11 protein-coding genes are annotated in these 13,068 nt (G+C 71.0%); 4 read left to right on the top strand and 7 right to left on the bottom strand.

Annotated features, from left to right (window positions below):
- Positions 1-215 precede the first annotated feature (215 nt).
- Positions 216-1,448 (top strand): helix-turn-helix domain-containing protein, encoded by a 1,233-nt coding sequence (locus AC07EJ_RS35610; RefSeq protein ID WP_478885830.1) that lies wholly within the window; start codon positions 216-218, stop codon positions 1,446-1,448.
- A gap of 104 nt (positions 1,449-1,552) precedes the next feature.
- Here AC07EJ_RS35610 and AC07EJ_RS35605 read toward each other — a convergent pair whose 3' ends face one another.
- From AC07EJ_RS35605 to AC07EJ_RS35575, 7 genes are read right to left on the bottom strand one after another with little or no spacing between them, the layout of a single operon-like run.
- A complete protein-coding gene (locus AC07EJ_RS35605; protein ID WP_478885829.1) occupies positions 1,553-2,503 on the bottom strand; it encodes a GNAT family N-acetyltransferase in 951 nt (316 codons plus the stop codon).
- Positions 2,504-2,509: 6 nt separating this feature from the next.
- Complete coding sequence (locus AC07EJ_RS35600) at positions 2,510-3,718, bottom strand: ATP-grasp domain-containing protein (RefSeq protein ID WP_389491557.1); 1,209 nt, start codon at positions 3,716-3,718, stop codon at positions 2,510-2,512.
- 47 nt (positions 3,719-3,765) lie between these two features.
- Complete coding sequence (locus tag AC07EJ_RS35595; RefSeq protein ID WP_478885828.1) at positions 3,766-4,971, bottom strand: MFS transporter; 1,206 nt, start codon at positions 4,969-4,971, stop codon at positions 3,766-3,768.
- 35 nt (positions 4,972-5,006) lie between these two features.
- Positions 5,007-5,876: a GNAT family N-acetyltransferase gene (locus tag AC07EJ_RS35590; RefSeq protein ID WP_478885827.1), complete on the bottom strand. Its 870-nt coding sequence runs from the start codon at positions 5,874-5,876 to the stop codon at positions 5,007-5,009.
- 48 nt (positions 5,877-5,924) lie between these two features.
- Positions 5,925-7,199, bottom strand: coding sequence for an MFS transporter (locus AC07EJ_RS35585; RefSeq protein WP_389491552.1), 1,275 nt, complete (start codon positions 7,197-7,199; stop codon positions 5,925-5,927).
- On the bottom strand, positions 7,190-8,515 hold the full coding sequence (locus tag AC07EJ_RS35580; protein WP_478885826.1) for an ATP-grasp domain-containing protein: 1,326 nt from the start codon (positions 8,513-8,515) through the stop codon (positions 7,190-7,192). The genes AC07EJ_RS35585 and AC07EJ_RS35580 overlap by 10 nt, the downstream gene beginning before the upstream one ends.
- A 26-nt stretch (positions 8,516-8,541) precedes the next feature.
- A complete protein-coding gene (locus AC07EJ_RS35575) occupies positions 8,542-9,810 on the bottom strand; it encodes an ATP-grasp domain-containing protein (protein ID WP_478885825.1) in 1,269 nt (422 codons plus the stop codon).
- Positions 9,811-9,963: 153 nt separating this feature from the next.
- Between AC07EJ_RS35575 and AC07EJ_RS35570 the strand changes: the two genes are divergently transcribed.
- From AC07EJ_RS35570 to AC07EJ_RS35560, 3 genes are read left to right on the top strand one after another with little or no spacing between them, the layout of a single operon-like run.
- Positions 9,964-10,701: a class II glutamine amidotransferase gene (locus AC07EJ_RS35570; RefSeq protein ID WP_389491548.1), complete on the top strand. Its 738-nt coding sequence runs from the start codon at positions 9,964-9,966 to the stop codon at positions 10,699-10,701.
- A gap of 26 nt (positions 10,702-10,727) precedes the next feature.
- Complete coding sequence (locus tag AC07EJ_RS35565; protein ID WP_389491547.1) at positions 10,728-11,546, top strand: 2OG-Fe(II)-dependent halogenase WelO5 family protein; 819 nt, start codon at positions 10,728-10,730, stop codon at positions 11,544-11,546.
- An 18-nt stretch (positions 11,547-11,564) separates the two neighbouring features.
- On the top strand, positions 11,565-12,938 hold the full coding sequence (locus AC07EJ_RS35560) for a glutamine synthetase family protein (RefSeq protein ID WP_478885824.1): 1,374 nt from the start codon (positions 11,565-11,567) through the stop codon (positions 12,936-12,938).
- Positions 12,939-13,068 lie beyond the last annotated feature (130 nt).

Here is a 13,068-nt window from a genome sequence, read left to right as displayed (position 1 = left end):
ACGGTGGTTGTCGGCTTGACCGCCGTAAACCTAGGGCGATCATGCCAGCATTGACAAGTGGCGTTGCCAAAACTTGCCAAGATTTCTCGGCCGGTAGGTACCTGTTGCTGCCATCCTCGTGGCACTATGTTGACAACTCGGATGTCACGAGTGGGGGCGTGGCGAAGACATGGCGGGGCGCGACGTGCCCCGCTCGGAATGATTGCGGGACTTGCATGACATCAAAGTCGTCCTTCGGGTCGCGCCTCAAGTTTCTGAGGCAGCAGCAGGGGCTCTCCCAGGCAGCGCTGGCGGGCGACGAGATCTCCACGGGATATCTGTCCCGTCTCGAGTCCGGTGCGCGCCAACCCACCGAGCGGGTCATCAGTTATCTGGCCACGCAGCTAGGGGTGAACCGCACCGCCTTCGACACCACGCCGACCAGCGGTTTTCTCACCCAGGCCCTGAGCCTGGCGGCCACGTCGGACAACGATGCGGCCGCCGAGGAACTCATCGACGCGCTCGACGGGGCGACCGACGAGGATCCCCTGCTGTGCTGGCAGGCCCTGTGGCTCATCGTCAAGTACCGGCACCGGCGCGGCGAGCGCGCTGAGGAACTCGCCGCCCTGGAGCAGCTGTCCGAGCTCGCCGACGAACTCGGACTGCCCGCGCTCCAGTGCCGGTCCAGGACCTGGTTGGCCCGGTGCCTCAGGACGGCGGGCGACACCGCCCAGGCGCTGGAACTGGCCACGCGCACCTACCAGGAGGCGAAGGAGGCCCAGCTGTCCACGGCCGACACCGGGGCCGCGCTGCTGGTCCTGGTAGCGACCGAGGCGGAAGCCGGCTGGCTTCCGGAGGCCCGCGCCCACGTGCAGGAGCTTCTCGAACTCGTGGCGGACGTCCGGGACAACGCCCGGCGCGCCGAGGCGCTCTGGTCGGCCGCCACGGTCCACTCCCGGCTCGGGGACGACGAGGCCGCACGGGCCTACCTGGAGCAGGCCATGGAGGCGCTGGACAGCCGTGACGACCTCACGCTGTGGGCGCGGTTGCGGCTGGCCGCGGCCTCGCTCTCACTGCAGTCCCGGCCCGCCCTCACCGCACCGGCCCGCAAATACGTCGCGGAGGCGGAGACGGCGCTGTCGCTCGTCGGCACGCCCGTCCAGGAGCAGGAGCTGCTGACGCTGCAGGCGCACCTGGCCTACGCCGAGGAGGACCGCGTCGCGGCCCGGGGCTTCCTGGACCGGCTGGACCTCGACCAGTTGCTGCTGACCTACCGGGACCAGATCCGGCTGCACGCCCTCGACAGCCTGCTGCTGATCGGCGAGGGGCACCAGGAGCGCGGGCTCGCCCGGCTCAAGCAACTGGGCGAGGACGCCCGCCACGCCTCCAACATGGATCTGGCGGCGGAGATCTGGCGTCTCCTGGCCGAGGCGCTGGAGCACACGGAAAAGCCCGGCACAGGCGCCTGAGCGGCCGGGCCGCACGAAAAGGCCGTCGGACCGGGCCCCGCACAACGGGGGCCCGGTCCGACGGCCTTGCTGCGTCCTACCTACCTACCTACCTACCTACCTACCTACCTACCTACCGTCCGGGCGTCCGGACGTACGGGTGTCCGCACCTCGATGCCCGCCAGGAACGGCGCGGTGTACTTCCTCGGGTCCGTGCCCGCCGGGTCATCGGTGAACAGCTCGGCGCGCAGCGTCCGGTCCTCGGCGGGGTCGGCCGCGTAGCCGAGCATCAGGCAAGGACCGCTCAAGTTCGTCAGGTTCAGGACCAGATCCGCCAGATCGCGGCCCTCGAGGTCGTTGAAGTCCTGGGACGGGACGCAACGGAATCCCATGTTCACCTTGAACGAGAAGAGTCCTGCCTTCGTGAGATGCCCGTACAGATTCGGCTCGTCGCCCAAGGTCGCCCAGCGGTACCCCTTCTCGCGGGCCGTGCGCATCGCGGCGAAGTAGAGGGTGCGGGCCAGGCTGTGTCGGCGCCACTGCTCCGTCACGGCCGAGAACCGGATGCGTACGGCGTCCTCGTCCGGGCACTCCCTCACCACGCAGCCGCCGACCAGCTCGTCGCCCTCGTGGGCAAAGACGGCGAAGTACTTCTCGGCGCCGCCGAGCAGCCGCTCCCGCTGCCGGACGGCGATGGGGATGCCGTAGGCCATCTCCGCGACCCGGTCCTGGTACAGGGTGAGGAACGGGTCCAGGATCTCCGGCACGAGCCTGTCGTGGACCGACAGGCGCAGCGCGCTTTCCGCCCGGGCCCGGGCCCGCCGGATGTCCTGGCGCGACTTGTTCTCCAGTCGGGCCAGGAACTCGGCTTCGTCGGAACCGAGTTCGGCCTTCCAGCACAGCAGTTCCGGCTTGCGGACGAACCCCGCCGCCGCCAGCTCGTGGCTGCTTCCGGCCGGCGGTTCGGGCATCCGGACCACATCAATGGGCCGGGCGCTGCCGAGCCAGGGCCGGGCGGCCAGTTCCGCCGGGGTGATCAGGCCGACCGACAGCCCGTGCTCGTCGACGATGTCCATGCGCGGTCACCCGACCCCGTCGGAGCCGACCGCCGCCAGGACGGGCTGGGCGTAGCCGCTCCCGGCCACGGTCACGCGGAACCGCCGGTCGATCTCGGCAATCCGCTCGGCCACCTGTGCCTCGTCCGCGGCGCGCATCACGACGATGCCGCCGTAGACGGACGAGTCGACCGGTCCGTGGAAGGCGTCACCGACCTTGATCCCGACCTCGGCGTGGACCACGCCCGGCGCCGCCAGCAGCTCCTCGAGCGGGGTGACCGCCGTGACCGTGCCGATGGGGCGCGGCAGCATGTACTGGACCATGTGGTCCGAGCGGGCCGGCTGCTCGATGTCCAGCGGCTGCCCCATGGACAGGTCCAGCAGGGCGCTCAGGTGGTCCACGCCGTACTGGTGCTCCAGCTGGGGGGCGATGCCCCCGCCGCCGGTCCGGCAGGCGATCTCGCCGATCAGGTAGCCCCGGGCGCACTTGAGGACTTCCAGGTGGGTCACTCCGTCGGTGAGGCCCAGCGCGGCGACGACCCGCTCGTGGAGTTCGGCGACGACACGGGCGTCCGGATCGTCGTCGGGCAGGGTGTACGAGCCGATGACGCCGCCCACGCTGCGCAGCACCGGCGCGAAGTACCGGGACACCGGGGCGAACCGGACCTGCTCGTCCACCACGATGCCGTCGCAGTGGAACTCGGTCTCGATGTCGATGAGTTCCTCGGCCAGCAGCGGGTAGGGGGCCGCCCGCAGGTTCGCTGTGCTGTCGGCAGTGGCCAGGGCCCGGGCGTGGTCGGCGTCGCGGAGCACGAAGATGTCCTCCGAGCCGCCGCCGAAGGCCCGCTTGACGACGATCGGCCAGCCGAGTCCGTCCCCGACGTCCGCCGCGTCGGCGAAGGAGTCGAGGCGGCGGAAGTTCGCCACCGGCAGCCCCGCAGCGGCCAGCTCCTGCTTCATCACGAACTTGTTGGAGAAGGCGTTGGACACCGCGTAGCCGGTGCCGGGCAGCCCGAAGTACGAACGGATGTACCCGGCGGCCTGGATGCTCCACTCCGAGGGGGCGACCACGTGGTCGAACGGGTTCCTGGCCCGGATGCGCAGCGCGGCGAGCCGGACCTGGGTGAGGTCCTCGATGGTGTCGACCACCTCGACGTCCACACCGGGACCGTAGTAGTCCACGTACTCCGGCATGGTGATGACCGACAGCCGTATGTCCTCCCGTCGCTGCAGCATGTGGGCGGCGTTTCTTCGGCTCGAGTTGATCAACAGGACGTTCTTCATCACACAGACCTCTCCTCGGTCATGGCGAGTGGGGGAGTTACGGGGGCGGGCCGGGGCGCTCTGGTGGGGATCGTCCACGCGAGCACCCCGAGCAGCGCGGTGGCCGTGACCGGGAGGAAGATCCCGACGGAATCGGTGAGGTTCGCCGTGAGGCCCAGGAGGAGCGCGGAGACGGGGACCGCGCCGGTCATGAACGTGCGGATCACCGCGTTGACCCGGCCGGCCAGCTCACTGGGGATCTCGTGCTGCCGGTAGGCCATGGTCGTGGCGTTGACTCCGCCTTCGCCGAGGCACAGCACGCAGAAGCCGGCCACCACCGCCGCCGGGGCGCTGATGAGCAGTCCGAGGGAGCCGAGGGCGGCCACCCCGAGCCAGAACGCGATCCGGTGGTGCCGCCGGCCGGGGGCCAGCACCTTGGGGCTCAGCCAGGCACCGACGGCAGCCGCAACCGCACCGCAGGAGACCGCGACGCCCAGGGCGGAGGAGGACCAGTGCCACTGGGCGGCGCCGACCGTGAGCAGGGTGGGTTCCAGTGCTCCGGCGCCGAGGTTGTACAGCGCGACTGCGAGGGTCAGCCGCTGGAGATCGGGCCGGGAGCGGAAGTACACGATGCCTTCCCGGAGCATCGTGCTCAGCGCCGTCCGGGTCTTGGCGAGCTCCAGTTTCGGCATGAAGACAACGGTCAGGCTGGTCAGCAGGAAGGTGGCCGCGTCGATCGCCAGGGCCCAGTGGGGACCGACGCCGGCGATGACGAGGCCGGCCAGGGCGGGTCCCGCGAACCGGGCCGTCAGCTGGATGGAGTTGAACCAGCTCGACGCCTGGTCCAGGCGTTCGCGCGGAACCAGAGCGGGGAGCAGACCGTAGTCGCCCGCCACGTCGGAGACGACCTTGGCCAGGCCCATGACGAACAGCGCCCCGAACACCGGAGCGATCGCGTGCACGGCCAGCAGCAAGGGAATCAGGGCCACGCACACGCCCTGGACCACCTCACCCGCGGCGAAGAGGAACCGTCGGTCGTACCGGTCTATGGCCGCGCCGAGGAAGGGCGCCGCCAGATAGGGGGCGGTCTGGGCGGCGAGGCTCAGGACGGCCAGCAGGCTCGACTGCGTCGACTCGACGAGGGCCCAGGGAACGGCCAGATAGAGAAAGGTGTTTCCGGCCGTGGACACCGCGGTGGCCCCGGTCAGCAACCAGAACGATTTCATCGGGATTCCCAACACAGAAGGACATCAGGGATGGATCAGAGGAAGTGCCCGCTGGCCAAGTACGGTCCCGGGACCGCCATGTCGCGCACGGCGACGTAGCCCTCCTGGACGATGTCGAGCCCCGCGGCCAGGCCGACGTCCATCGCCCACTCGTTGACCGTGGTGACCGACGGGACGAACGCTTCCTCCGGGGACGACGCCAGGGCCTCCCACAGCAGGGCCTGGGCCGTGTCCTGGCGGGCGGCGGCCAGCAGCGCCACGTGCCCCCGGTCGTCGACGTAGGCGTATCCCGGCCTGTCGTCGGACCGGGACACGATCAGCCGCAGGGTGGCCAGCATGCAGCCGTGGTCGGGTCCGTGGCCCGCGCCGCGCAGGTCCGTGTCCAGCCCGTCCATCCAGCCGAAGTCGCCGGCGTCGCCCTCGGTGACGCCGGCGACCGCCACGAGTGCGGACCTGTCGACGGTGCCGGTCATCCTCACCTGGGAGTGGAGCGAGAACCCGGCCAGCCGGTAGCGCCGGGTCGCGCCGGGGTGCACGCTCGAGATGAAGATCCCCCGGCGGTCCTCCGCGTGCGCGAGCGCGGCGTCCATCAGGCCCTTGCCGACGCCTCGTCCCTGGTGGCCGGGCAGGACGCCGTACGTCGCCAGGTACCAGAGACGGTCGCGGTTCTGCGAGATCGCGAAGCCGACGACCTCGCCCTCGTCCTCCGCCACCCAGCACCCGTTGGGATCCACGGTGAGGAAGAGGCGCATCCGGTCGATCCAGAGGGCGGACGCCGCGGCCGAGCGGGGTTTCGCTTCGGGTTCGACGGCTCGCCTGTTGAGTTGTTCGGCCACGAGGAACGTCGCCGCCGAGGCCCGTTCCGCGGGCTGGAGGTCGTTCTCCCTCATCAGCCTGATCTGCATGTTGAACTCCTGAACTGGTGAATTCCCGAACGCTCCGACTCCGCAGCCCTACCCGGAGGACCGGCGGCTCGCGAAGGCGACCGCAGGACGGCTCGCCGCCCCGACGAGCAGGAAGAGCACGGCCAGGACCAGCCAGCCGGGCCGGCCCCAGGACAGCACCATGACGCCCATCACGGTCGGGGCCAGGGCGTCGCCGGTGCCGGCGCCGAGCCGGAAGACACCGGAGTACTGGCCCTGCGCCTCTGCGGAGGCGAGGCCGAAGGAGTACTCCATGGAGGCCGCAGCGTGCCAGAGTTCGCCGACGGTGTAGACGGCGGTGGCCGCCACCAGGATCAGGGCCGAGACCCAGGCCGTCGGCCCGCCGGCCGCGGCCATCAGGGCCAGGCCCGCGCACAGGGCGCAGCCGGCCCACAGCATCCGCTTGCCGGCGGCCTCCGTCGAGGTCACCGACCGGCCGGCCATCACCTGGAGGCCCGCCACCATCGCGGTGTTGAGCAGCAGGACGACCGAGACGGTCCAGCGGGGTGCGTCGGTGTGGTCGACGATCCACAGCGGCAGCGCGAAGGTCGGCACGGCGTAGTGCACCTCCATGACGCCGTTGATCACCGTCGCGACCAGGAAGGGGCGGTTGCGCAGCGCCACCCAGCCGAGCTTCTCCGGCTGCCGGGTCTCGCTCCGTGCACGACCCGGCAGCCGGGTGAGCACCAGGGCGCAGCCGACGAAGGCGAGGGTCCGGCCGACCAGCAGGCTCACATATGCCTCGCGTGAGTCCGCCTGGATGGCCACGCCGGCCACCACCGCTCCCAGGGCGATCGCCAGGTTCGTCATGGCCTGCAGATAGGCGCGGTACGCGGCGGGCCGCTCGCCGCCGAACTGGCGTACCAGCGGGTCCCGGCTGGTGGGGTTGGCGGAGTGCACCGCGGCGGTCAGACAGGCCACCACGACGAACGGCCAGAAGGTGTGGACGAAGAGGTAGCAGGTCATGAAGAACGCGCCGAGCACCATGACGCCGATCTGCGTGCGCTTGGCGCCCCAGCGGTCCGCGCCCCGGCCGGCGGCCATCCCAGCGACGAGACCGACGATGCCACCCGCGGTGAGCCCGAGCGCCACCTGGGCCGCGGGCAGCCCGATCACCCGGGTGAAGTACAGCGCGCTGCTGGTGACGAACAGGCCGCTGCCGAAGGTGTTGACGAGGGTGGCGGCGGCGAGGACGCGCTGCGGTCCGGGCGCGGGCAGCAGCTTCGCCCACCGGCCCGGTCCGCGCCCCGCCGTCGGGGGGTCCGCCGTACCGGCCTGCTGTGCGGTGTTCTCGGTCAGAGCCACAGCCGGTCCCCGAGGTCGCTCTGCGGCCAGGTCGCCTGCTGCCAGGAGCGCAGTTCGCGCGGTGTCGCGGGATGCGGGGCGACGATCAGCCGCTCGTCGAACCACTGGCGGACCTCGGCGAAGCGTCGCTTCAGCTCCTCCTCGGAGCCGGCGGCGACCAGGATCTGCGCCGCCCGCTGGTCGGTGCCGGCGGGGCCGTCGGTCCAGACCGTCCCGATGGGTGCCTCCACCCGGGCGTAATCGACCCCGGGCAGGGCCATGAGGTCGGCCGCCGAGGGGCGGTCGACCAGGATGCCGGGGCGGCCGGGCAGATAGGCGGTCCCGACCGTGCCGGGCCGGATCTTGACGTTCAGCTCCGGCCGCCGGCCGAGTCCGCACAGCAGCATGGCCTCGCCGAGGTCGATGCCGAACTTCGTCTGCACCTCTTCCTGGATGAGGGCGCCCCCGCGTCGCGCGCCGCACTCGCCGAAGACGAGCCTGCCGCCGGCGGGGTCGTGGAAGAGCTCCATGTGGAAGACGCCGTCCGTCAGGCCGAGCGCCCGTAGCGCGCCGAGCACCACCGGTTCGGCCCGCTCGTACCGCCACTGCTCGGTGTCCGGGTCGATCCGCCGCAGCCACAGCGGCAGTCCCTCGTCGAGTGCGGTCAGGCACGGGTCGCCGTAGGCGCCGAGCGACCAGAACAGCACCTCGCCGCCGAAGACGATGCCGTCGGCCATCCACTCCTCGCCCGCGACGAACTCCTCAAGGACGAAGGTGCGCTCGGCGGTTCCGGCTGTGCGGTAACGGCGGCTCAGCTCGTGCAGCTCCTCCACGGTGTCCACGACAGCGGTCAGCCGGGTCGAGGCACCGGCCACCGGCTTGAGCACGGCGCGTCCATAGGGAAGTTGCGTCAGGGCACAGACGTCGTGGACGTCCTCGATGAGCGTCACCCGGGCCGTGTCGATCCCCGCCTCCGCGACCAGTCGCTTCTGCAGGTACTTGTCACGGAAGCGGAGCGCCGTACGCGCGTCGATCGCCCGGCAGCCCAGGTGTTCCGCGATCAAGCCCGCGGTCACCAGGGCGAACTCGTCGGAGGTGACGACCGCGTCGAAGGTGTGGTGCGCGAACCCGCCGCGGTGCAGGGCCGCGAGCACCGCCTCCGGCGAGGCCTGGTCGTCGACCCGCAGTACGGTGAGCTGCCCCTGTGCCGCGAGGCCTGCGTCGTTCTCCCCCGCACCCGAGGCGACCACGGCTTCGATGCCGAGGCGGACGCACGCCTCGACCACGTACCGGGCGCTGCCCAGGAGCAGGACCAGCGGGCGGTTGTCGTTTCCCATGCCATTTCCTTCCGTATGGGGGGCCGTCAGAGCAGCTGGTAGACCTCGTCCTTGAGGTCGTCGACCAGGGCCCGGTCCCGGCGCAGGCTCGCCTCGTCCGGGCCGGCCAGGAAAACCCGCAGCGGGCTGGTGAGCAGGTCCTCGGTCGGCCGGAGGCGCTTTCCGGGGCCGGAGCGGACGGCGGCACTGTGTACGGCGGGAAGGGCGACGATCTGGTCCACGGCGCTCGTGTCGACGGCGGCGACGACGCCGTCGAGGGCGGTGGGGGCTTCGTAGACGGCGGCGGCCCGTATCGGTTCGTACGTGCGGCCGCCCAGCCGACGGGCGAAGTCGCCGGGCTCGGTGTAGGCGTGGGCGACCAGTTCCGCGACGTTCGTGCCGAACACGGCGTCGTAGAAGTCGGCGTTCATCGCCCCGTTGAGTCGGGCGCCGATCTCTACGAGGGTGGGCCCCTGTGGGGTCACGATGACCTCGGCGTGGGACGGGCCGTGCTGGATGCCCAGGGCGTCGAGGACGGTCTGGACGTATGCGTCGAGTGCCGGGACGGGTGCGGCGTCGGGGTCGCGCAGCACGCACATGTCGTAGATGGTCCGGCCGCCGTCTATGGCGCGCCGCTCGGACTCCCAGACGCCGGCCAGGTAGCGGCTGCCGTCGGCACTGACGCAGTCCACGGCGTATTCGGGGCCCGCCAGGAACTCCTGCACCAGGACCTCGGTGTTGCGCTCCGCGAACATCGAGTGCGCGGCGAGGACGCGGCGCGCCGCGCCGGCCACCTCCTCGGCGGTGCGGCAGATGAACACGTGGTCGGACGAGGCGGAGGAGAGCGGTTTGATGACGACGGGCGTACGCCCGTGCCGTACCGCCCATGCCGCGGCCGCGTCCGGGTCGTCGGTCTTGAACTGGTCGGCGCAGCGGATGCCGGCGGCGCGCAGTGTTTCGATCATCTCGTACTTGTCGCGCCGGGCGCCGGAGAGCGCCGTGCCGTTGGTGGCGAGGCCGAGGCGTTCGCTGAGTGTGTCGGCGAGCGGCACGCCGGGCTCCTGGCCGGCGATCACTGCGACCGGATCCAGTGCGCGCAGCCGGGCGACGACCTGCTCCACCGCGGTTCCGTCCGGGCAGACCAGCCATTCCCCGTAGTCCTCGGGCCGCGGCGGGATCATCGCCGGCCGCGGCTCGGGCGTGCTCAGGACGTGCGCCGAGGCGAGCCCGCGGCGGGCGAACGCGGTGACCAGGGACGCGGCGTTGGAGTAGCCGTCCACGATCACAACGGTCCTGGGAGGCAAGTGGTCAGCCATCGTCACTCCTTGGTCGAGGTCTAGAGGTTGCCATGACATTGCCTTGTGGGCAACCGTATTGCCAAGAGTTGCCATCACTCCTAGGGTCGGTGTCGACAGCAGACCCCCGAGACCTGCAGGAGCCCCGATGCCCGCCGAGGAAACGGGTGGCCAATGTGCCGACTGATCCTGGCCCACGGCTCGTTCGACCCGGCGGACATCGTCGCCGCCGCCGTACAGATGAGCTGCGGAGTCACCGCGAACCACGACAACGCCAACACCGTGCACGCCCACGGCTGGGGAGCGGTGTGGCGCGACCCCGTCGACGGCCGCCTCCGGGCCCACCGTGACGTGCGCCCGGCCGCCGAGAGCGCCGTCGACTCCCCCGTGGCAACCGTCCGGACCGATTTCCTGGCCCTTCACGTGCGCAACGCCACGCTGCCCGAAAACCGGGGAATCGCCTTCACCCACCCACTGGAACGGCCCGAGGACGACTGGTACTTCATGCACAACGGCTACCTGCCGACCGTGCACGAGTTGCTCGGCATGAGCGCGTCCGTCTTCGACTCGGCGGAGTACTTCGACTACCTGATCCCGCCTCGGACACCGAGCCTGGACCAGGCGACCGCGCTGGCACGGCTGCGGGCGATCCCGGCCGGCGGAATGTCCGGCAATGCCGTCGCCGTCCACCCCGACCAGGCCCATCTCGTCCACTGGAGCCCGCCCGAGACCCGTACCCCACGGTTCTTCGCGATGCACCGCCACACCACGGCGGACCGGGTCGTGGTGGCCTCCGAGACCGTCCCGGACCTGGCTCCCGCCGACCAATGGGACCCACTGCCCGCCGACACCGTGCTCACGTTCCCGTTCGCCCGAGTGAGCGTCCCCGTGAGCGACCGCATAAGCGTCTGAGCAAGCGCTGGAGAAAGGACCCCGACATGCCCGCTGCCTGGGAACGCCTCGTCCACCACCTCGACCGGCCCGGGGAGCCCGAGCCCGACGGCCCCGGCATCCTGAAGGGGCTCGCCAACGGCGACCTCGCCGTGGTCGTGCTCCGCGGCCTCTTCCCCCGGGAGGAGTTCGACGCGAACGTCCAGCGCGTCGTGCCACTCCTCGGGCAGGCCGCCACCACGCAGTACAGCAACGGCAGCCTGACCACCATCGGCCCGTTCCTGGCCAAGCATCTCGGCGCCGTGGACGCCTACTTCGAGGAGGCCGCCGCAGCCGCGCGGCTGACCTCCTCGATCGGCTTCGATCTGGCCGCGCGCACCCGCGCCCACCTCGCCGAGGTCCTCGGCCTCGACTCGTTCGACGCGGCCGTGGAGCCGGACGGCCGCCGCTACGCCGAGAACAACGTCCGTATCTACTCGGACGGCGTCCGCACTCCGCTCCACAACGACAACATGATGCGCGACGCGGCCGACACCGGCCTGCTCCTGCAGAACCTGCGCCACCACCTGAGCGTCGTCGTGTGCCTCCAGGAGTGCGAGGAGGGCGGCGAGCTGGAGATCCACCGCAAGACGTGGGCGCCCGAGGACGAGAGCTTCAAGGTCGTCCACGGTCTGGGCTACGACGACGCGGTCACCGGGGGCGCTCCCTCGCACCGATTCAAGCCGGAGGCCGGCGACGTCTATCTGCTCAACCCCACGCACTACCACTCGATCGAGGCGCCCCTCGGCACGGCGGACCGGGTCACCATGGGCTTCTTCTTCGGCTTCTTCGACGACGCCCTGACCGACGCCATCGCCTGGGTCTGAGAGAGAAGAGCTGCTGACGTGCGTAACCACGACGTCCTCGACGGCATCCGGCAGTCCGTCGAACAGGACGATATCGAGCTGATCCGCTTCCTGTGGGTCGACCACAACTCCGTCACCCGCGGCAAGGCCGTGACCCGGAGCGCTCTGCCCTCACGCATGGAGTCCGGCGTCGGCCTGGCCCGCACCCGGCAGGCGTCGAGCCTGCTGGACCTGGGTCAGCCGGTGCCCGGCTTCGATGCGGTGGGCGAGGTCCGGCTGATGCCCGACCCGGACTCGTATCTCCGGCTCCCGTACGCCCCGGGGGCGGCGGCCATGCTGTGCGACCTGGTGACCCTGGACGGCGAGCCGTGGGCCGCCTGCCCGCGTACCTTCCTCAAGGAGGCGCTGGCCTCGGCCGCCGACTACGCGGTGTTCGCCGCCTTCGAGCCGGAGTTCACCCTGTGCGCCGGGAAGCCGGAACCGGGCAGGTTCGACCTCCTCGACGACAGCCTGTGCTTCGACAACGAGGGCTTCGACGCCGCCAACGAGTTCTCCGTGGCCCTCGTGCGTGCCCTGCGCTCCCAGGGCATGGAGGTGGAGACGTACCACCCCGAATTCGGCCACGGCCAGCACGAGTTGACCCTTCGCTACGCTTCGGCCCTGCGTGCCGCCGACAACTACGTGTGGCAGCGGGCCATCACCCGCGGGCTCGCCCGTGAACGCGGACTCTGGGCCACCTTCGCGCCGGTCCCGCGCCCCGGGATGCGCGGCAACGGCAACCACGCACACCTCTCACTCTGGCAGCGCGGACCGGCGGGAGAGCCCGCCGTCAACCTCTTCTCCGATCCGTCGGACGACCTCGGCCTGTCCACCCTGGGACGCCACTTCATCGGTGGCCTCCTCGAGCACCTTCCCGCGCTCGTCGCCCTCACCAACGCGAGCGTCAACAGCTACCACCGGCTCCAGCCCGGCATGTGGTCGGGTGCCTTCGGCGGGTACGGGTTCGACAACCGCGAGGCGGCCGTCCGCATCCCCAGCCGACTGCGCGGCAGCGAGTCCGCCTCGACCAACATCGAGGTCAAGACGGTCGACTCGACGGCCAACCCGTATCTGGCGCTCGGAGCGCTGATCCACGCGGGGATGGACGGCGTGCGCCGCCGGCTCGACCCCGGCGAGCCGCTGGTCGAGGACCCCAACAAGCTCTCCGACCGCGAGCTGCGCGAGTGCGGGGTCAGGCCGTTGCCGAGGTCGCTGGAGGAGGCCGTGGACGCCCTGGAGCAGGACGAGTTCATGATGTCCGTCCTGGGGCCCGAGCGCCGCGTCCTGTATCCGGCCATCAAGCGGGCCGACGTCCGTGACATGAAGGACATGGGGTCCACCGCCGACTTCCTCACCCACACGATCAGGTTCTAGACGGCCGCGGACCGGACGTGCTTCGGCCCCGCTCTCCCGGGAGCGCGGCGCGCGCGCACCGCCCGGCCGGGGGGCGGGGGGGGGAGCCCCGGGGCGCCGCGCCGCGGGGGCGAACCCCCCCCGACGCCCG

The sequence above is a fragment of the Streptomyces sp. NPDC045026 genome (genome assembly GCF_056432625.1).
Note: the sequence above shows the minus strand (reverse complement) of the source record. Positions and strands in the feature narration are given on the sequence as shown.

Bases quoted from the DNA above. Each gene is read 5' to 3' on its own strand.
- AC07EJ_RS35610 (WP_478885830.1), top strand. From the start codon at position 216: ATGACATCAAAGTCGTCCTTCGGGTCGCGCCTCAAGTTTCTGAGGCAG.
- AC07EJ_RS35605 (WP_478885829.1), bottom strand. From the start codon at position 2,503: ATGGACATCGTCGACGAGCACGGGCTGTCGGTCGGCCTGATCACCCCG.
- AC07EJ_RS35600 (WP_389491557.1), bottom strand. From the start codon at position 3,718: ATGCTGCAGCGACGGGAGGACATACGGCTGTCGGTCATCACCATGCCG.
- AC07EJ_RS35595 (WP_478885828.1), bottom strand. From the start codon at position 4,971: ATGAAATCGTTCTGGTTGCTGACCGGGGCCACCGCGGTGTCCACGGCC.
- AC07EJ_RS35590 (WP_478885827.1), bottom strand. From the start codon at position 5,876: ATGCAGATCAGGCTGATGAGGGAGAACGACCTCCAGCCCGCGGAACGG.
- AC07EJ_RS35580 (WP_478885826.1), bottom strand. From the start codon at position 8,515: ATGGGAAACGACAACCGCCCGCTGGTCCTGCTCCTGGGCAGCGCCCGG.
- AC07EJ_RS35575 (WP_478885825.1), bottom strand. From the start codon at position 9,810: ATGGCTGACCACTTGCCTCCCAGGACCGTTGTGATCGTGGACGGCTAC.
- AC07EJ_RS35570 (WP_389491548.1), top strand. From the start codon at position 9,964: ATGTGCCGACTGATCCTGGCCCACGGCTCGTTCGACCCGGCGGACATC.
- AC07EJ_RS35565 (WP_389491547.1), top strand. From the start codon at position 10,728: ATGCCCGCTGCCTGGGAACGCCTCGTCCACCACCTCGACCGGCCCGGG.